The organism is Frigidibacter sp. (assembly GCF_030695035.1).
Classification (GTDB): Bacteria; Pseudomonadota; Alphaproteobacteria; order Rhodobacterales; family Rhodobacteraceae; genus Frigidibacter.
Map to the genome: position 1 here is coordinate 246,508 of NZ_JAUYTT010000005.1, position 17,622 is coordinate 264,129.

The 17,622-nt window shown below is 65.5% G+C and carries 16 protein-coding genes and 2 pseudogenes; 4 read left to right on the forward strand and 14 right to left on the reverse strand.

Annotated elements, in window-relative coordinates; translation table 11 throughout:
- Positions 1 to 28 precede the first annotated feature (28 nt).
- Positions 29 to 892, reverse strand: coding sequence for an alpha/beta fold hydrolase (locus tag Q8S30_RS03175; RefSeq protein WP_305664589.1), 864 nt, complete (start codon positions 890 to 892; stop codon positions 29 to 31).
- A 169-nt stretch (positions 893 to 1,061) separates the two neighbouring features.
- On the opposite strand from Q8S30_RS03175, the gene Q8S30_RS03180 reads away from it, so the two are divergent.
- Together Q8S30_RS03180 and Q8S30_RS03185 are read left to right on the forward strand one after the other, a co-directional pair.
- Positions 1,062 to 1,838, forward strand: a complete 777-nt coding sequence (locus tag Q8S30_RS03180) for a dienelactone hydrolase family protein (protein ID WP_305664590.1) — start codon at positions 1,062 to 1,064, stop codon at positions 1,836 to 1,838.
- A 54-nt stretch (positions 1,839 to 1,892) separates the two neighbouring features.
- A complete protein-coding gene (locus Q8S30_RS03185) occupies positions 1,893 to 2,924 on the forward strand; it encodes a zinc-binding dehydrogenase (protein WP_305664591.1) in 1,032 nt (343 codons plus the stop codon).
- Between the two features lie 229 nt (positions 2,925 to 3,153).
- On the opposite strand, the gene Q8S30_RS03190 is transcribed toward Q8S30_RS03185, so the two are convergent.
- The 6 genes and pseudogenes from Q8S30_RS03190 to Q8S30_RS03215 form a co-directional block, all read right to left on the reverse strand.
- Positions 3,154 to 4,620 carry an iron chelate uptake ABC transporter family permease subunit gene (locus tag Q8S30_RS03190; protein WP_305664592.1) on the reverse strand — a complete coding sequence of 489 codons (1,467 nt, stop codon included), beginning with the start codon at positions 4,618 to 4,620 and terminating at the stop codon, positions 3,154 to 3,156.
- Positions 4,617 to 5,462 (reverse strand): ABC transporter substrate-binding protein, encoded by an 846-nt coding sequence (locus tag Q8S30_RS03195; RefSeq protein WP_305664593.1) that lies wholly within the window; start codon positions 5,460 to 5,462, stop codon positions 4,617 to 4,619. The genes Q8S30_RS03190 and Q8S30_RS03195 overlap by 4 nt, the downstream gene beginning before the upstream one ends.
- A complete protein-coding gene (locus Q8S30_RS03200) occupies positions 5,456 to 7,846 on the reverse strand; it encodes a TonB-dependent siderophore receptor (protein ID WP_305664594.1) in 2,391 nt (796 codons plus the stop codon). The genes Q8S30_RS03195 and Q8S30_RS03200 overlap by 7 nt, the downstream gene beginning before the upstream one ends.
- 98 nt (positions 7,847 to 7,944) lie before the next feature.
- On the reverse strand, positions 7,945 to 8,841 hold the full coding sequence (locus tag Q8S30_RS03205) for a FecR domain-containing protein (RefSeq protein WP_305664595.1): 897 nt from the start codon (positions 8,839 to 8,841) through the stop codon (positions 7,945 to 7,947).
- Between the two features lie 3 nt (positions 8,842 to 8,844).
- Entirely contained in the window at positions 8,845 to 9,336 is a 492-nt protein-coding gene (locus tag Q8S30_RS03210) for an RNA polymerase sigma factor (RefSeq protein WP_305664596.1), read from the reverse strand.
- 261 nt (positions 9,337 to 9,597) lie between these two features.
- Positions 9,598 to 9,684, reverse strand: a pseudogene (locus Q8S30_RS03215) (single-stranded DNA-binding protein); the annotation flags it as partial.
- Positions 9,685 to 9,737: 53 nt separating this feature from the next.
- Here Q8S30_RS03215 and Q8S30_RS21105 point away from each other — a divergent pair.
- Positions 9,738 to 9,827: pseudogene (locus Q8S30_RS21105) on the forward strand (XRE family transcriptional regulator); the annotation flags it as partial.
- A gap of 44 nt (positions 9,828 to 9,871) precedes the next feature.
- Positions 9,872 to 10,237, forward strand: a complete 366-nt coding sequence (locus Q8S30_RS03220) for a hypothetical protein (protein ID WP_305664597.1) — start codon at positions 9,872 to 9,874, stop codon at positions 10,235 to 10,237.
- On the opposite strand, the gene Q8S30_RS03225 is transcribed toward Q8S30_RS03220, so the two are convergent.
- The 7 genes from Q8S30_RS03225 to Q8S30_RS03255 all read right to left on the reverse strand — a co-directional run bounded on the left by Q8S30_RS03225 (position 10,234) and on the right by Q8S30_RS03255 (position 17,561).
- Positions 10,234 to 11,856, reverse strand: a complete 1,623-nt coding sequence (locus Q8S30_RS03225) for a dihydroxyacetone kinase subunit DhaK (protein ID WP_305664598.1) — start codon at positions 11,854 to 11,856, stop codon at positions 10,234 to 10,236. The two genes, Q8S30_RS03220 and Q8S30_RS03225, sit on opposite strands and share 4 nt — an antisense overlap.
- An 11-nt stretch (positions 11,857 to 11,867) precedes the next feature.
- Positions 11,868 to 12,863: an ABC transporter ATP-binding protein gene (locus Q8S30_RS03230; RefSeq protein WP_305664599.1), complete on the reverse strand. Its 996-nt coding sequence runs from the start codon at positions 12,861 to 12,863 to the stop codon at positions 11,868 to 11,870.
- Positions 12,856 to 13,953, reverse strand: a complete 1,098-nt coding sequence (locus Q8S30_RS03235; protein ID WP_305664600.1) for an ABC transporter ATP-binding protein — start codon at positions 13,951 to 13,953, stop codon at positions 12,856 to 12,858. Before Q8S30_RS03235 ends, Q8S30_RS03230 begins: the two co-directional genes overlap by 8 nt.
- Before the next feature lie 3 nt (positions 13,954 to 13,956).
- On the reverse strand, positions 13,957 to 14,262 hold the full coding sequence (locus tag Q8S30_RS03240; RefSeq protein ID WP_305664601.1) for a hypothetical protein: 306 nt from the start codon (positions 14,260 to 14,262) through the stop codon (positions 13,957 to 13,959).
- Positions 14,259 to 15,197, reverse strand: coding sequence for a carbohydrate ABC transporter permease (locus Q8S30_RS03245; RefSeq protein WP_305664602.1), 939 nt, complete (start codon positions 15,195 to 15,197; stop codon positions 14,259 to 14,261). Before Q8S30_RS03245 ends, Q8S30_RS03240 begins: the two co-directional genes overlap by 4 nt.
- Positions 15,194 to 16,141: a carbohydrate ABC transporter permease gene (locus tag Q8S30_RS03250; RefSeq protein WP_305664603.1), complete on the reverse strand. Its 948-nt coding sequence runs from the start codon at positions 16,139 to 16,141 to the stop codon at positions 15,194 to 15,196. The genes Q8S30_RS03245 and Q8S30_RS03250 overlap by 4 nt, the downstream gene beginning before the upstream one ends.
- Before the next feature lie 109 nt (positions 16,142 to 16,250).
- Positions 16,251 to 17,561, reverse strand: coding sequence for an ABC transporter substrate-binding protein (locus Q8S30_RS03255; RefSeq protein WP_305664604.1), 1,311 nt, complete (start codon positions 17,559 to 17,561; stop codon positions 16,251 to 16,253).
- Between the last annotated feature and the right edge of the window lie 61 nt (positions 17,562 to 17,622).

Here is a 17,622-nt window from a genome sequence, read left to right on the forward strand (position 1 = left end):
AAATAATATATATAGCTATCATATAGCCTTAAATGTCAAGCCCGTCGGGTTCCGCCGCCGTTGATCTGCCCGGGGAGGAGGCCCGAAAGAACGCAACCAGCGCTGCGTTGAACGCCTCGGGAGCTTCCACATGCGGTGCATGGGCGGCGTCCTCGAACACCGTCACCCGGTCTATTCCCGCCTCGAAGGCGACCTGCCTGAGCAGTCTGGGCGGCATGTAGGCATCCGCGGCCCCGGTCATCAGCAGGACCGGAACAGGACACCTGCCCAGCCCGGCGGTGGTGATGTCGGTGCGCAGCGGTTGTTGCAGGAAGCGGGTGCCCTTGGGCGCCGCCACCGGCGGATTGAGCGCCTGAAGGCGGGCCCATTCGGCGACCCCCTCTGGGGAGAAGCTGCGGAACCCCGCGCCCAGTTCCTTGGCTTCGGGCGGCAGGGCACGGAACCAGTCCGCGGTGAGGATCGAAACCCGCGCCCGGAACTGCGGATCATCCAGCCCCATCAGGCTGGAAGCAGCGCAGACCGATAGAGCCCTGTGGGGATACGACAGCGCCATATCCAGAACGCTGGCGCCCCCGGCGGCGACGCCGACAAGATGGGCCTGAGCCACGCCGCGGGCATCGAGCAGCGCCGCAAGGTCATCGGCCTGGGTGCCGGCATCATCCGCAACCAGCGGCGAGGACCGGAAGTAGCCGCGACGGGACCAGGCGATGATGCGGAAACCCTGCGCGGCAAGGGCCGGAACCTGATGCGCCCAGGACAGGTAGTTACCGGTATGCGCATGCGCCAGGACAACAGTCTCGCCGACCCCGCCGGAATCCCAGCACCACACTTCCGCGCCGTTGCCGACCTCGACAAGCCCGTCATGGGCCGCGTCTAATGCATAGCGCCACATGTCAGCTTCCATCGGTGCGTGGCCCCCCTGAGGTCCTGTCGCCACGCCTGCGAGGGCGTGGCACATCGGAGCATTAAGATCATATAACTATCTTTTGACTTCATGCCATCGCTCCGCTAGACGTTTCAAGCAGATTCTGGACCGTGGAACAATTTCGAAAGGCGCCCCTATGTGTCACAGCGATGTCCAAAGGCCTGATGCAGCGCTCGACGGGATTGATGAAGACTTCCTCACCTTCGCCTCTGATCGCGGTCCTCATTTCGCGTCGCTGTTCCGCCCACAGCAGGAACCGCGGGGCTGCGTCCTTGTCGCGACCGATGTTTTCGGCCGCAGCCCGTTCTACCGCCAACTGGGCAAGCGACTCGCCGCCGCGGGTTTCGTCGCGGTGGTGCCGGAAATGTTCAGCCATCTCTGGCCGGTTGCGGATGGCGATGTCAGATCCGCGGGCGAGCGTCTGGCCCGGCTCGACCGTAGCGCAACGCTCGAAGAATTTGTCGTGCTGTCCGATCATCTGCGGTCGACCCATCCGGGGCAGGGCGTCGGCGTCATGGGGTTCTGCCTCGGTGGTGCACTGGCGCTGACGCTTGCAAACCGGACCCGTCTTGATGCGGCCGTCCTTTACTACGCCACTATCGAGCGTCGACCCACCAGCGGGCTGTCGCCTTTCACGGCGATGGACGAACTCCAGAGCCTTCGCACTCCGCTCCTCGCCCATTGGGGCGACCTGGATGAGTTTGTCTCCGCTGCCGCCATCGCCGAGGCCAACGGCATTTTGCAGGGCAGCGGCACACCACATCAGGTCAGCATCCTGCCGGGGCAACGCCACGCCTTTCTGACCTTTGACGAGCGTGATCCGGCCTATGCAGCTTCGGCGCAGTCCTGGGCGCAATCGCTCGATTTCCTTGGCGCCCGGATGATGGCTTTCCGGGGCGGCGCCGCGAACTGATCACCGGGTCCGCCCGACACCGATATCAGGAGCACCATGATGACCGATGCTACGATGATGAACGCCATCCGGTTCCACACCAATGGAGGGCCCGAGGTTCTGGTCTACGAGCAGGTCAACCGACCGGAGCCCGCGCCCGGTGAGGTGCTTGTTAAGACCCGGGCGACCGGTGTCAACTTTGCCGACATCCTGCGCCGCAAAGGCGGGGTCTATCCCGTGCCATCGGTCATGCCCTACCTGCTGGGCGGCGAAGCGGTCGGCATCATCGAGGCCTTGGGCACAGGTGTCGATCCGGCGATGCTGGGTGAGCGCGTTCTGGTTTTCCCTGGGCAGGGCAGCTATGCGGAATGGGTCGCCGCGCCGGTGGACCGGGTCTATCCGCTGCCGATGGGTTTGCCGGACAGTACAGCGCTGGCGCTCTTCGTTCAGGGGCTGACGGCGTCGCTGATCCTCAAGCGCCACCTTCGGATCGCCAAGGGCGAATCGGTGCTGGTGCAGGCCGCTGCGGGGGGCGTGGGCTTGATCGCGGTCCAACTGGCGCGCCTTTACGGCGCAGGCACGGTCATCGGTTGCGTGAGCACGCCCGAAAAGGCTGATCTGGTGAGATCATTGGGGGCCGACGCTGCGGTGAATTATACCGCGGAAGGCTGGGACGAAGATGTCCGCAATATCATGGCGGGGCGGGGGATCGATGCCGTGCTGGACTCGGCCGGCGGTGAGGTTTCGCGAAAATCCTTCGGGTTGCTGGCCACCTTTGGCCGCGTGGCGGTCTTTGGTCAGACCGGCAACGAGCGCTGGAGCCTCGATACGCAGGCGCTCTGTCCGCCCTGCGCCTCGGTTTCCGGTTTCTGGCTCAAACCGCATCTGGCCGACAGGGGCACCATCGTATCCGAGTTTCATGCCCTCGCCGAGCTCGTGGTGCAGCAAAGGCTCAGGATCAAGCTGGGCGGGGTGTTTCGGCTGTCTGACGCCGCCGCCGCGCATCGCGCGCTGGAGAGCCGGGAAACGTCCGGCAAGCTCGTTCTCGTGCCAGACGCGCTTGCTGACCAGGCAGTGACGCCAACAGGCGGTAGAAACAAAGTCTGAAAGACCCGTTGCGCCGCATTATTTTATTCGCTAGCTTTATGTCTTATATGGGCGGGGCAGCGCCGCCCTGCTGGGGGGGACCATGACTGTGAACATAGAGCCGATGGAAAACCTGGGGGACACCGGCAACGGCTTCGTGCGTCTCGTTGCGCGCATCGAGGCGTTCCTGCTTGGTATCGCGCAGAAGATCGCCCTCACAGCCGTCGCCGCAATTCTGCTGATCTCGTTTTCAACCATCGCCGCCGCTGGCGATCATCAGCGAGATCATCGCCCCCGCAAAGGTGCCAAGCGCGACCCCCGCCAGCAACATCGGGCCGGGGGCAAAGCGGTTGCGCGCCGCCAGCACGATGACGACGGCGAAGGCCACCAGCGCCCCCGCCACCGCCCCGGCCAGCATGGCCGCCGCCCCGCCCGCGAACAGCCCCGCGATGATGCCGAGACCCGCGCCCGAGCTGATGCCAAGGCTTTCCGGGCTTGCCAGCGGATTGCCGGTGACCGCCTGCATCACCACCCCGGCCAGCGCCAGCATCAGCCCGGCGCTGGCGGCGGTCAGCACCCGCGGCCAGCGCCCGCCCCACAGCTCGGACGCGGCCAGCGCCGGAAGGTGAAGTGTCTCGGTCAGCGATAGGGCGATGGCAGCGATCAGCACGGCGATGGCCAGCGCGGTGGCCAGCGTCGGGCGGCGCGAGGGCGCGGCCAACGGCTGGACCGGGCGGTCGGCGATGCGTCTCTGCCACAGCAGGCCCAACAGGATCGCGCCGCCCAGAACCGGCGTCAGGATGCCAGTCGGGAAGATCAGCGCGACATGCTCCCCCAGCAGCCGGCCAAGCGCCTGCGCGGTCCCGTCTGCCGCCAGCAGCAACGCCGCGCCCACCGCCGGGGCTGCCAGCGCGCGGCCCTGCAGCGTCCGGATGCCAAGGCCCTGCGCAATCATCGGCGCGGCCAGGCCGATAAAGCCGATGACGCCGACCCGCGCGGTGACCATTGCCGCCAGCAACGTCGCCAGCACCAGCGCCGCAAGCCGCAGCCGGCCGACATTCGCCCCCAGCCCGCGGATGCTCTCGTCGGACAATGTGAACAGCACCAGCGCCCGCAGCGCCAGCAGCAGGACCGGCCCCAGAACTGCCAGCCGCAGGGCCAGGGCAATCGCATCATCCGGGCCGTTCTGCGAAAGATTGCCGCTGGCCCAGACAAAGACCGACCGCAGGTATTCATGCCGCAGCAGCGCCAGCACCACGAAGACCGAGCCGATGACGAGGTTCACCACCAGCCCCGCCACCAGCAGCACCGGCCCTGAGGCCCGCACCCCCGCCAGCAGCACCACGGCGGCAAGGGCCAGAAGCCCGCCGCCAAGGCCCACCGCCTCTCGCAGCGCAGGATCGAGCGTGACGGTGCCGAGGCTGGCCAGCGTGATCGCCAGCTGTGCGCCGGACAGAACGCCAAGCGTGCCCGGTTCGGCCAGCGGGTTGCGCAGCACTTGCTGGAAGATCAGCGCCGACAGGCCAAGGGCCGCCCCTGCCAGCAGCGCGACCCAGACCCTTGGCACCAGCGCATGCGCCCGCCATGCGCGCACGAAGCTGTCGGGCAGGCCATCCTGCGCGGCGCCGGGCACCGTCAGCGTCCAGATCGTGAGCGCGACCACGGCCGCAATCAGGGCCGCCGGCGGCAGCAGGGCTGACCGGAAGACGGTTCTCATGCCGCCCCCAGCAGGTCTGCGAAACGGATCGCCGAAGGCACGCCGCCGAATACCCAGACCGGCGGCAGCACCGTGACCTGCCCCGCCTGCATCTGCGGCAGCGCGCGCCACAGGGCACTGTTCAGCAGTCGGGCGGGCGGCGCAGGTTCGATGATGACCAGTCGCGCGGCCGGATAGCGGGCCAGCTGATCCAGCCCGGCGGTGGCAAAACCCCAGCTGTTGGTCGGTCCGGTCCAGGCATTGCGCAGGCCCATTGCCGCCAGCACGTCGTGAAACAGGCTGCCCGGCCCATAGACATCCAGCAGCCGGTCATCGGCGAATTTCACGATCAGCAGCGGATGGTCATCGGGAATGCCCCGGGCCAGCGCCACATCCAGCGCCGCCAGCAGTTGCGCCCCTTCGGCATGGCGGCCCGTCAGCGCCGCCAGATCCCCCACGGCCCGTCGGGCCAGCGCCAGCGGCTTCCGCTCGGCCGAATACAGCGGCAGTGCCCGCACCGGCGCGATGCGCTCGAGCCGCGCGGGCGGGATGCCATAGCCTTCCATCGTCACAATCAGATCCGGGCGCAGGGCGCGCAAGGCCTCAAGGTTGGGCCAGCTGCGCAGACCCACATCCTGCGTCTGCGCCGGCAGCGCGGGCTGGACCACCCTTTGCGCATAAAGCGGCGCCTCGGCCACGGCGACAAGCGGCGCGCCGAGGGCCGCCAGCGTTTCGGCCATCGCCCAGTCCAGCGCAACGATCCGGCCGGGCACGCCTGCAAAGGCGTCCCGGCCGGACAAGACCGATGCAACCAGCGCCCCGGCGACCATGCGCCGCCGGGACAGCAGCCCCGCTCCTACCATGTGTAGTTCAGGCTTGCCGTGACGGCCCGCCCCGGACCCCAGTAGCAGCCCGAGGTGCCAAGGCAGGTCGAGACATATTTGCGGTCCTCGAGGTTGGTGACGTTCAGGCTGGCCTGCGCCCCCTCATGGCCGATGGCGGCCAGATCATAGCGGATCGCCGCATCGATCAGCGTGAAGGAGGGCACGCTGAACGCGTTGGCATTGTCGCCATAGGTCTGGCCGACATGACGCGCCCCGCCGCCCAGGCTGAGCCCGCCCCAGGCCGTATCGGACTGCACCCGGTAATCCAGCCACAGCGCCGCCTGCTGCTTCGGAACAAAGGCCGGGCGATTGCCCTCATACCGGGTGTCGCTGGTTATCTCGGCATCGCTATAGGCCCAGGACCCGATCAGGCTGAGCCCGCTTGCCAGTTCGGCCTTTGCCTCCAGCTCCAGCCCGCGCACGCGCACCTCGCCGGTCTGGGTGTTGTAGCTGGTGTTGGCGGGGTCGGGGGTCAGCACGTTCTGCTGCGTCAGATCATAGGCAGAGAGGCTGACCATGAGCGGCACCCCCTCGGGCGCATAACGCAGGCCGATCTCTACCTGCTCTGCCGTGGTAGGCTCGAACGGGGTGCCCGCGCGATCTGTGCCGCCTGCTGGATAGAACGAGGTGGAATAGCTGGCATAGGGCGAGATGCCGTTGCCGAAGTGATAGACCGCCCCGATCCGCCCCGTCAGTTCCTCGTCATCCTGATCGACGGTGCTGTCCGCCGTCGATGTGACGGTGCGGGTACTCGTCTCGGCCCAGTCATAGCGCAGCCCGGCCGAAATCACGGCCTGGCCAAGGGTGATCTGGTCCTGGGCGTAAAGGCCCATCTGCTTGCGGGTCTGCGCGATGGTCATCGCAACCGCCGGGCGAGTGACGCCGCCCACATAGCTGGGATCGAACACATCCCATCCGACCGACACATAGCTGAGCGCGGTTTCGTCGAAATGGCTGTCTTCCTTGGACACATCGAAGCCGAACAGCAGGTCATGCTGCAACGCCCCGGTCTGCACCTGTCCGTTCAGCCGCGCATCATAGGACCACAACTCCGAGGTTTCGGGAAAGCCCCAGGCGTAGCGGACCGCCTCGGAGGGGCCGCAGGCCAGGGTCAGGCAGTAAAGCTGCACCCTTTGGGTATCCACATCGACATCGCTGTAGCGCAGGGTCTGACTGAGGTTCCAGTTCGGAGAGAGCTGCTTTTCCAGCGTGAAGCCAGCCTGCGTCTGGCGCGCATCGAATTGGTCGAAATCGGGCTCGCCCACGAAGGTCGAACGGGGCAAGTACCCATCTGGTGCCTCGTAGAGCGTGCCCGTTGCGGGCAGCGCAGGGGCGCCGCCGCCGCCGGGCGAGTCGATGTCCTGATACTCGGCAAAGACCGTCAGCGTCAGGCTGGGATCGATCTTCCAGGACAGCGACGGCGCGACATAGAATTTCTGTTCGCTGACATGGTCGTACTCGGTATCGCCATCCCGGGCCATGGCGACGAAGCGATAGAGAATGTCGCCATTCTCATCCAGCCTGTCGCCGATATCGACGCCGATCTGCTTGCGGTGATATGATCCGTAGGACAGTTCTACCTCGCGCACCCGTTGGTCGACGGGGCGCTTGGACACGACGTTGACGATACCGCCCGGCGTGGCCTGACCATAGAGCACAGAGGCCGGGCCCTTCAGAACCTCGATCCGCTCCAGCCCGAAAGGCTCGGCGCGGGCCTGCGCATAGCCGCGGGCGCCGAAGTTCTGGCGCAGCCCATCGGCATAGCGGTCGGGCCGGAAGCCACGGACGGTCAGCCAGTCATGGCGCACATCGGTATCGCCATATTGCCCGACAACCCCTGGCGTATAGGACAGGCCAGAGACCACCGAGCGCCCGCCCTGCGCCGCCACCTGATCGGCCGTGACCACATTCACCGCCTGCGGCACGTCGCGCAGGTCGGCTCCGGTCTTGGTTGCGGTGCCGCTGGACCGGGCGATCAGTCCCGGGGCCGCCCCGAATGGCTGTTCACCCGGCGCAACCACCACGATCGGATCAAGCAAGATAGTGCCGCCTGCTGCAGTCGCCCCGGGCCCGGCCTGCAGGGTCAGCGTGTCGTCATTCACGACGCCGGGCTGCAGCCCGCTTTCGCCCATCATGATGCGCAGCGCCTGCTGCGGGGTCATGGTGCCGGACACTCCAACGCTGCGCCGGCCCGCCATGAGCCGGTCATCGATGACGACCTGCAGGCCGGTCTTCCGCCCCAGTTCCAGCACCGCTGACGCCAGCGGCTGCGCCGCAATCTCGATCCGCCGCGCGTCCTGTGCCTGCGCGGCGCCGGCCGCAAGGCTTGCCAGCGTCACAAGCATGGCAAACTTGCCTGTCATTCTCTGCATTCCGTCATCCCCATCTGGCCGGTTACCAATGACAAGACAATCGGGGCGGCCCGGGTAATTACAGCGGCGCCGAAATAAATCCCGGGACCTCACCGAAGGCGCAGCACGACGATATCGCCCGGCAGCCGCGTCACCCGCACCGGCAGCGTTCGGGCTATTGTTTCCGGCGCCTGATCCAGCTGTGCCTGATGGAACATCGCAGTCACGGGCAGGCGCCGGGCAGGTTCGGTGATCACCACGGTCCAGCCGGCATTGCGGCCCAGAACATCCATCACCTCGCCGAGGGTTGCGCCCTGGAAGACAAAGGCCCCCTGTCGCCATGACGTCGCCTGATCGGTCGGAATGGTCTGCACCGTCCCGGGACCGGCCGGGCCATAGACCAGCCTCTGCCCTGCCGAGACGACCCTTTCCCCCGCCCCGTCGCTGCGCGCCCGCACGGCATGCTCAGTGACGGAAACACTGACATCCTCACCCGTCAGGCGGATGTTGAAGGCAGTGCCAAGGGCGGCGACCTCCCCGGCGCCGGCCCGCACCACGAAGGGCCGCTGCGGATCGGGCGCCACCTGAAAGAACGCCTCGCCGACATGCAGCGTCAGCCCCCGCCGCGACGACCCATAGGCCAGCGACAGCGCGGATCCGGCCGCAAGATCGACGGTGCTGCCATCGGGCAGCGCCAGATGCCGCGTCTCGCCGGCTGCCGTACGGTAATCGGCAAAGCGGCCCGACCTCGTTGACCATAGCAGCGCCGGAGCCAGAAGCGCCGCCGCGCCAATCGCCAACGCGGCGCGGCGCGTCATACGGCGCTGCCGCCCCATCTCTTGCGTGACCGGGCTCAGCCTGATCCACAGCGCCTGTGCCCGGTCCCAGGCCTCGGCATTGCCGGGCCGCTCCAGCCAATGGGCGAAATCCCTGCGCGCCGCCGCCTCGACTCGGATGTCGTTCAGGCGGACCAGCCATTCCAGCGCTTCGTCATCGGCAGCGCTCATGTCCTACATGTCCAACGCGCGGCGCAGGTCCGACAGGGCGCGGACGATCTGCACCATGACGGTGTTGCGCGAAATGCCCAACTGGGCCGCGATCTCGTCATAGGTCCGGTTGTCGACGCGCGACAACACGAACACCTCGCGCCGCCGCGCAGGCAAGGCGGCAATCGCCCGCATCACGCGCAGCAATTCCTCGCGGGCGATCAACCTCTCGACCACCGGGGGCGCCGGGTCGGGCATCTCGGCCGCGGCGTCATCGGACACATAGCGCTGCTGGCGCCGCAGCGCATTGATCGCTATGTTCCGCGCGGACTGATGCAGGTAGGCTCGCGGGTTGCGGATCTGGCTCGCCCGGACTTCGGTTTCCATCAGCCGCACGAAGACATCCTGCACCAGATCGTCCGCCATGCTGAGGCTGCCCGTCATCCGCGATAGCAGGCGGCGCAGGGCGGGCTGCTCATGCAGATAGAGGCAGGCAAAATGGACAGGATCATTCATCCGAGATGTTCCTGGGTGCAGGGAAAATGTCGCAGGCCACGCTGCGATCTTGGTACCTGACTAAATCAATAAGTTAATTGCATCAATGCAAAACATTCATGGCCAAGACGACCTGCCCTTTGGCTGGCTGCTTTCATATGATCAAGGACGAGCGCGGCGATGCTCAGGCGGGTCTTCCGGTGCGAAGTGCCCGCCCATCCTCAAGGATGGTCAGCCGCGATCCGGGGATGGCGCGATGGAGCTTGTCCTCCATGATCTTGGCAGGCCGAGTGCTCGACTCGGTAGGACCGTCTTGCCGAGACCATTGAAGCACGTGATGCGGTGCCATTCTGTGTCCATGGTCCGGTACACCTTATCCCGCACATGCCTTTCACATCCATGCCTTTGTCTTCGTGCTGACGATGGTGCTACTTGCCGTAATCAATGCCACCAGCGGTCCACCCTTTTGGGTGCTTTGGGCGTTCCTCGGCTGGGGGATCGGCTTGCTAAGCCACTGGTGGTTCGTTCTTGGTCCAGGAGCAAGGCCTGAAACCGAATGGCGCAACTCGGAGCGTCGCCATCGTTCAAGGGAGGGTTGCGCAAGCGCCTTGCCTCGGCCGATCGGATCGGCACGGCGACTGACGCATCAGCACGCGTCCGAATGGTTCGGAGAGCAGCGACCAATGACAGCGACCTCCTGCGCGGGCAGATCGCCGCGAAAGGCACCATCGCGAGCATCCCTTTAAGCGCAACCGCAAGAAGACCCTCGCATTCAGCCGCGACATCTACCTTGCCCGCAACCATCGAGCGCTTCTTCGGAAAGCTCAAGCACGCCAAGGGACCTGCCACTCGCTACGACAAGCGCGCCATCAAGATCCTCTCGCCGCGCATCTGGATCAAGGCTTATGAGTCTACGGTCTAGGCGGACAATCGTTCGAACAAGCGGGCCACGGCCTCGGCTCCGGGGTCAATATGCCCCTTCAGCTGCTCGGAGTTGATGTAGGCAGACCGCCCGGCATTCGCCCTGGTCATCTGCGCCGTCCGATTGGCGCCGTCCCGCGCGGCCCTCGCGGCTTCGGGCAGACCCTCCGGCAGTTTTTCGAGCGCCGGCAGAAGGGCGTCGATCATTGTCCGGTCGCCCATCTGCGCCCCGCCGATCTCCTGCATCCGCGACAACCCCGCCTTGAAGGCCTCGCGCTGCGAGAGACCGCTGGAGGCTGCGTCCCCGGTCGCGGCAAAGAAGATGGCAAGCAACACGCCCGACGAACCGCCCATTGTCTGGCTCAGCTCCAGCCCGATCGCGCGACAGAGCTGGGTGTGATCCGCGAGCGGCAACCGGTCCATCGCAGCAATCAGCGCCCGGGCAGCGCCCGCGACGGTAGAGCCGGTGTCGCCATCGCCCGCCCGTGCATCGAGCGCGTTCAGGTCGTCCTCTGCCTCGATGAATACCTCGCAGCAGCGTGTCAGGAAGGCGCGGGTCGGGGGATGATCGGACGGCACCGGCCGGATCGGCCGAAGCCCGTCGGGCAAATCCACGACAGTCACCTTGCCAAGGGCAGACAGGCCCGGCCAGGCGGCGAGCGGGGTCTGCGCGGTCAGCGCAACGATGTCGTCTGGGGTTGCCGGATAGACCGAAACCGAGAACCCTCGCATTTCGAGAGACGTCATCATGGCCGCCGGCCCGATGAGGTGTCCTAGGCGCTCCCCTATCGGAGAATGCGCAAGTTCGTAGGCGAGGATCTGCATCTCCAGCACCGAGGTCCCGCCGAGGTTGTTGAGCAGGGCCACATGGGGCGTGCCGGGCGACATATGGGCCGAAAGCCGCTCGGCCACCATCTGCATCGCGGTCCGCGCATCGGTGTAATCGACCTGCTCGACGCCGGCTTCGCCATGGATGCCGAGACCGAGTTCGGCCTTGCCGCTCTGGATCCGCAGATCCTTGGGCATCCCCGGGACCGTGCAAGTATCGAGCGACATCCCGATCGACCGCGTTCCCGCGATCACCCGCTCGGCGGCCGCCTTCACCGTATCGAGGTCGGCGCCGCTTTCGGCAAGCGCCCCGGCGATCTTGTGCACGAACAATGTGCCAGCGACGCCACGGGCTTGCGGCAGATCCGGCAGCGCGATGTCGTCATCGACCACGACCATGCTCACTTTCAGGCCGAAGGCACGCGCACGTTCTGCCGCAAGGCCGAAGTTGAGCCGGTCTCCGGTGTAGTTCTTCACGATCAGCAGGCATCCCTCGGGACCGGTCACTGCAAGGATGCCCGCAAGCACGGCATCCATCGACGGCGAGGCAAAGATGTCGCCGCAAACGGCGGCGGTGAGCATTCCCTTGCCAACGAACCCTGCATGCGCCGGTTCATGGCCCGATCCGCCGCCCGACACCAGGGCGACCTTCGATTTGTCCCAGTCGCTGCGCAGGACGACGCGGATATGCGGATAGCCGTCCAGCCGCGCAAGCCTTCCCCCAGAAGTGGCGATCATCCCGTCCACAGCCTCGGCGACAATGTCTTCTTTCCGGTTGATGAACTGTGTCATTGGCTCCTCCCTCAATGGACACGCGCGCCCGAGGCGTCGAAATAGAACGGACGTTCCGGCCGGATCCTCACGACGTCGCCGGACCGTAGGGCCGTATGCGGGTCGGTCACGGTGACAAGGGCGTGGTGGCGGAACGACAGATGCAGGCGGGTCTGGTCCCCAAGATGCTCGACGCGGGTCACGATGCTGTCCTCGCCCTCGCCCTGGCGGATCTGTTCGGGGCGCAGCCCGATCGTCTTCGCGCCTGCGGGGGCGCCGGCGAATAGGTCTGCCGGAAGCACGTTGATCCGCGGTTGGCCAAGGCGGCTTGCGGCATAGATGCTGATCGGGTTTTCGTAGATCTCGCGCGGGCTGCCGATCTGCACAAGGCGGCCCCGGTCCAGAACGCCGACATGGGTGGCCATGGTCATGGCCTCGGTCTGGTCGTGGGTGACATAGAGGAAGGTCGCCCCCATCTCCGCCTGGATGCCCTTCAGTTCCACCCGCAGGTCTGCGCGCAGCTTGGCATCGAGCGAGCTGAGTGGCTCGTCCATCAGATAGACCGCGGGGTTGCGCACCAGCGCGCGGCCGATCGACACGCGCTGCATCTCGCCGCCCGAAAGCGCGGTCGCCCGGTTGTCGAGCTTGTGCGAGATCTGCAGCATCTCGGCCACCTCGCGCAGCTTCCGCTCGATCTGTTCGGGCGGCGTCCGCAACTGGGGCGACTTCAGGGGAAAGGCGAGGTTCTCGCGCACGGTCATGTGCGGGTAGAGCGAGTATTGCTGGAACACCATCGCCACGTTGCGTTGGGCAGGGGTGAGGGATGTCACCGGCATCCCGCCGATCCTGACCTCGCCGCTTTCGGGGCGTTCGAGGCCCGCAACGATCCGCAGGGTGGTCGTCTTGCCGGCGCCGGTCGGGCCGAGCAGGACGACGAAGGCGCCATCAGGCACGGTCATGGACACGCCGTCCAGCGCGCAGGTACGCCCGAAGTTCTTGGTGATGGCGGCAAGCTCAACCTCAGCCATGGGCCAGCACCCTCTCGCTTGCCGCCGAGCGCAGGGCCCTGCCGCTTTTTCGGTCGAACAAAGTCAGGGTTCGCGCATCGAGCGAGAGGCCGGTAGTTTCCCCCTCCCGCACCAGCGTGTCGCCCAGGACGCGCGCCTTGATGTCTCCGTGGCCGGTCCGCAGCGTGACGATCTGCGTGGTGCCGAGATATTCCACCGCAACCACGCGCGCCCTGTAGTCCGACGCGTCGTCGAGCCGGACATGCTCGGGGCGGACACCCAGGGCGAGCTCGCCGCTGCATCCCTCGCGCAGTTCCGGAATGCCGAACCGGCTGTGCCCGAGAGCGACCTCGGTCGTTCCAGGCGGCGCCGTCCCCTCGTAGCTGAGGAAGTTCATCGGCGGCGAGCCGATGAAACCTGCGACGAACATGGTCGCTGGCCAGTCGTAGATGTCCTGCGGCACGCCGAACTGCTCGACCTCGCCATGGTTCATAACGACGATCTTGTCGCCCATCTGCATGGCCTCGAGTTGGTCGTGGGTGACATAGACCGTGGTCGCCCCCATCCGGTCATGCAACGCCCGCAGTTCCTCGGCCATGTGTTCGCGGAACTCCGCATCGAGCGCCCCGAGCGGCTCGTCCATGAAGAACGCCTTCGGTTTGCGGACGATGGCGCGGCCCAGAGCGACGCGCTGCCGGTCGCCGCCCGAAAGCCCGCCCACCGGCTTCGTCAGGATGTCCGCGATGCCGAGGATCCGCGCGACCTCGGCAACCGTCTCGCGGATCTCGCGCCTTGGCATTCCCTGGCTGCGCAGCGGGTAGGCGATGTTCCCTTCGACCGACATGTGCGGGTAGAGCGCGAACATCTGAAAAACGAAGGCGATGTCGCGCTGGCGCGCGCGCTTCTGCCCGACCTCTTCGCCGTCGATGTAGATCTGCCCCGAGGTCGGCAGGTCCAGACCCGCCATCATGCGCAGCGTCGTCGTCTTGCCGCAGCCCGAGGGGCCGAGCAGCATGAAGAACTCGCCATCCTCGACCGTGAAACTCGACGAGCGGACCGCAGTGAAGCCGCCGAAATCCTTGCGGACCTTCTCGATCCTGATCTGCGCCATTCGCTACTCCGGGAAATGGCTGACGATGATGAACATCACCGTGCCGGTCAGGGTCACCAGGAAGGACCATGTATAGGCCCACAGGAAGAATGGCTGCATCAGCATGATCACCCCGAGACCGATCAGGATCGAGGCTGCCATCTCCCACGGTCCCCGCACCAGCAGCCGGTCGGCCGGGTGGATGCGGTAGCCCCTTTCGGCCGCCTCGCCTGGCGTGCCCAATTCGGGCCGGGGCAGCGTTCTTTCCGCCTTCAGTTCGTCGTCCGTCAGGTTGCGGTTGGGGTCGAAGGGAGAGTGGATCGGGGTCATTTGCGCACCGCTCCAAAGGTGATCCCGCGCAGCAGGTGCTTGCGAAGGAGGATGGTGAAGACCATCACCGGCAACAGGAAGATTGTCGCGCCGGCGGCGACGGCGGGCCAGTCCTGGCCGCCGACGCCGATGATGGTCGGGATGAAGGGCGGCGCCGTCTGTGCGGTGCCCGACGTCAGAAGCACAGCGAAGGCATACTCGTTCCAGGCGAAGATCAGACAGAAGATCGCGGTCGAGGCGATGCCCGTGGCTGCCTGCGGCAGCACCACCTTGTAGAACGCCTGAAGGCGGGTGTAGCCGTCAATGAGCGCCGCTTCCTCGTATTCCAATGGGATCTCGTCGATGAAGCCCTTGAGCAGCCAGACCGCCAGCGAGAGGTTCACCGCCGTGTAGAGCAGGATCATCCCGGCATGGGTGTCGTTGAGCCCCAGCGAGCGGAACATCAGAAAGACCGGGATCGCCACTGCGATCGGCGGCATCATCCGGGTGGAAAGCACGAAGAACAGCAGGTCGTCTTTCAGCGGCACCTTGAAGCGCGAGAAGGCATAGGCCGCGAGGGTGCCGAGGAACACCGACAGGAAGGTGGAGCCGAAACCGATGATGACCGAGTTCATGAACCGCTCGCCGAAACGGGACGGTCCGGCGATGACCAGCCCCCGCTCATGCACGATCCCGTCGTACCAGGTCTGCGGCGGATTGGCGGCAAGGACCTCTGGCGACTGCCGGGTCTGGGTGGTGAAGAGGTTCACATATCCTTCGAGCGTCGGTTCGAACAGCAGCGTCGGCGGGTAGGCGATCGAGTCGGCAGACGACTTGAACCCGGTTGCGACGATCCAGACCAGCGGCAGGATCGTGATGAGCGCGTAGCCCGCGACAAGGATGCCTGCGATCCACTTCTGGCCCGGCGACACGTTGGTGACAGAGAACGCGCTCATCTTTCCTTCACCTTGTTCAGCGCCTTCACATAGATCGAGGCCAGTCCGAAGACCGTCACGAACAGGATGATGGCATAGGCAGAGGCATAGCCCGTGCGCCACTTCTCGAACGCCTCGCGCTTGAGGTTGATCGACGTGAGTTCCGTGGTCGATCCGGGGCCGCCCCCGGTAAGCTGCACCACCAGGTCGAACATCTTGAAGTTCTCGATGCCGCGGAACAGGACCGCAAGCATCAGGAAGGGCAGCGTCATCGGGATGGTGATGGTCCAGAACTGCCGCCAGTTCGACGCCCGGTCGCATTCGGCCGCCTCGTAGATCGAGTCCGGGATCGATCGTAGCCCGGCAAGGCAGATCAGCATCACGAAGGGCGTCCACATCCAGGTATCGACGATCACGATGGACCAGGGCGCCAGCGCTACATCTCCGATCATGGAGAAGCTGGTAGGGTCGGCGCCGGTGAGGAAGGCGACCGTGTAGTTGAAAAGCCCGATCTGCGGCTGGTAGAGAAAGGTCCAGAAATTACCCACGACCGCAGGGGACAGCATCATCGGCAGCACGATGATCGTGGTCCACAGGTCGTTGCCCCGGAACTTCCGATTGATCAGCCAGGCCAGCGCGAAGCCGATCAGCACCTGGAAGAAGATTGTCCAGAGCAGAAAATGCGCTGTGGCCTGCATCGTGGCCCAGATGTCGGCGTCGGTCAGGATGCGCTGATAGTTGCGCAGGCCCACCCATTCCACCTCGGCGTTGGGCCGGTTGGCGCGGAAGTTCGTGAAGCTGAGGCGGATGGTCCAGATCAGCGGGAAGATGTTCACTGCCAGAAGCAGGAAGATCGTCGGCGCGACGAAGATCCAGGCAATGGCCCGGTCCGACAGGCCGCGGATGCGCCGTGCGGTAACGCTTGGCGTTGCGGCGGCGGCACGCTCAATCATGGAGTTCGCCATCTGTCGTTCCTCGGGGCCTTGCGATTGCGTGCGCGGTGCGGGGCCTTCGACAGGGCTCCGCACATCGGCCCCTTGCCCGGAGGGGAGTTGTCCGGGCAAGGGGCGCAGGTCACATCTTGCCTTCGTCTTCGAAGACCTCGGTCCAGTCCTCGACAAGGGAATCCAGCGCCTCCTGCGCGGTACCCTCGCCGGCCACCACATAGCTGTGCACGTGGTCCTGCATCGCCAGCAGCAGCGAGGCGTAGGCAGGTTCGGCCCAGAAGTCCTTCACGATCGCCATCGAGTCGAGGAAGGTCTGCGCATAGGGCTGGCTGGTTGCAAAGCCCGGATCCTCGACCACGGCGCGAAGGGCCGATGCACCGCCCATGTCCCACCAGCGCTGCTGGACCTCTGGTCCGGCGAACCACTTGATGTATTCAAGCGCCGCATCCTGGCTGCCAGAGTAGGACACGACCGAGATGCCCTGCCCGCCAAGCTGAGCGAAATGACCGGCAGGACCTTCGGGATTGACGAAATAGCCCGACCTGCCGCCGCCGACATTCGGGTCCGCCTCGACCCCCGGCCAGATGAAGGCAAAGTTCATCTGCAGCGCAACCTGACCGGATTTGTAGGCATCGATGTTCTCGGACATGTACCAGTTTGATGACCCTGGCGGGGTGCAGCAATCGTAGAGCTCCTTGTAGAATTCCAGTCCCGCCGCGGCCTCGGGCGAGTTCACCACGCCCTCCAGCAGATAGGGATTGTCAGGCGTGCCATAGTCGAAACCGTAGTTGTACAGCGCGTTGGTCGCGCCCATGGTGATCCCTTCCGAGCCGCGCTCGGTGTAGATCGCCGCCCCGTAGACCGCTTTTCCGTCAATCTCGCGGCCCTGGAAGAACTTCGCGACATCCATCAGTTCGTCCATCGTCTTCGGCGCCTCGAGCGGGCGACCATATGTCTGCTGGAACTCGGCCTGTAGCTCCGGACGCTCGAACCAGTCCTTCCGATAGGTCCAGCCGACCACGTCGGCATAAGCCGGCAGAGCCCAGTAATTGGGCGTGCCTTTCGGCCATTCGGCATATCCGGTCACCGTGGCCGGCAGGAAGTCGTCCATGGTGATGTCGTTGGCTGCGAAGAAATCGTTGAGCTTGATGTAGTGACCCGCCTCGGCGCCAAGGCCGATCCACTGGCTGTCGCCGATCATCAGGTCGCAAAGCTGCCCGCCCGAGTTCAGCTCGTTGAGCATCCGGTCGGCAAAGTTCGGCCACGGCACGAATTCGAACGACATCCGGTGGCCGGACTGCGCCTCGAAATCCTTGGAAAGCTCCACAAGGGCGTTTGCCGGATCCCAGGCAGCCCAACATAGCGTGAGGTCGTCGGCCCACGCGGCGGACGATGCGGCCAGCAATACAGCCGTCGCCGCAGGAAAGGTGCGTTTCATTCCATTTCCTCCCTGGAAGGCCGGGACCTCCTCGCCCCGACACATGTATTTTTGTCATTAT

Coding starts and splice junctions, on each gene's coding strand:
- Q8S30_RS03175 (WP_305664589.1), bottom strand. CDS start 892: ATGTGGCGCTATGCATTAGACGCGGCCCATGACGGGCTTGTCGAGGTC.
- Q8S30_RS03180 (WP_305664590.1), top strand. CDS start 1,062: ATGTGTCACAGCGATGTCCAAAGGCCTGATGCAGCGCTCGACGGGATT.
- Q8S30_RS03185 (WP_305664591.1), top strand. CDS start 1,893: ATGATGAACGCCATCCGGTTCCACACCAATGGAGGGCCCGAGGTTCTG.
- Q8S30_RS03190 (WP_305664592.1), bottom strand. CDS start 4,620: ATGAGAACCGTCTTCCGGTCAGCCCTGCTGCCGCCGGCGGCCCTGATT.
- Q8S30_RS03195 (WP_305664593.1), bottom strand. CDS start 5,462: ATGGTAGGAGCGGGGCTGCTGTCCCGGCGGCGCATGGTCGCCGGGGCG.
- Q8S30_RS03200 (WP_305664594.1), bottom strand. CDS start 7,846: ATGACAGGCAAGTTTGCCATGCTTGTGACGCTGGCAAGCCTTGCGGCC.
- Q8S30_RS03205 (WP_305664595.1), bottom strand. CDS start 8,841: ATGAGCGCTGCCGATGACGAAGCGCTGGAATGGCTGGTCCGCCTGAAC.
- Q8S30_RS03210 (WP_305664596.1), bottom strand. CDS start 9,336: ATGAATGATCCTGTCCATTTTGCCTGCCTCTATCTGCATGAGCAGCCC.
- Q8S30_RS03220 (WP_305664597.1), top strand. CDS start 9,872: ATGGCGCAACTCGGAGCGTCGCCATCGTTCAAGGGAGGGTTGCGCAAG.
- Q8S30_RS03225 (WP_305664598.1), bottom strand. CDS start 11,856: ATGACACAGTTCATCAACCGGAAAGAAGACATTGTCGCCGAGGCTGTG.
- Q8S30_RS03230 (WP_305664599.1), bottom strand. CDS start 12,863: ATGGCTGAGGTTGAGCTTGCCGCCATCACCAAGAACTTCGGGCGTACC.
- Q8S30_RS03235 (WP_305664600.1), bottom strand. CDS start 13,953: ATGGCGCAGATCAGGATCGAGAAGGTCCGCAAGGATTTCGGCGGCTTC.
- Q8S30_RS03240 (WP_305664601.1), bottom strand. CDS start 14,262: ATGACCCCGATCCACTCTCCCTTCGACCCCAACCGCAACCTGACGGAC.
- Q8S30_RS03245 (WP_305664602.1), bottom strand. CDS start 15,197: ATGAGCGCGTTCTCTGTCACCAACGTGTCGCCGGGCCAGAAGTGGATC.
- Q8S30_RS03250 (WP_305664603.1), bottom strand. CDS start 16,141: ATGGCGAACTCCATGATTGAGCGTGCCGCCGCCGCAACGCCAAGCGTT.
- Q8S30_RS03255 (WP_305664604.1), bottom strand. CDS start 17,561: ATGAAACGCACCTTTCCTGCGGCGACGGCTGTATTGCTGGCCGCATCG.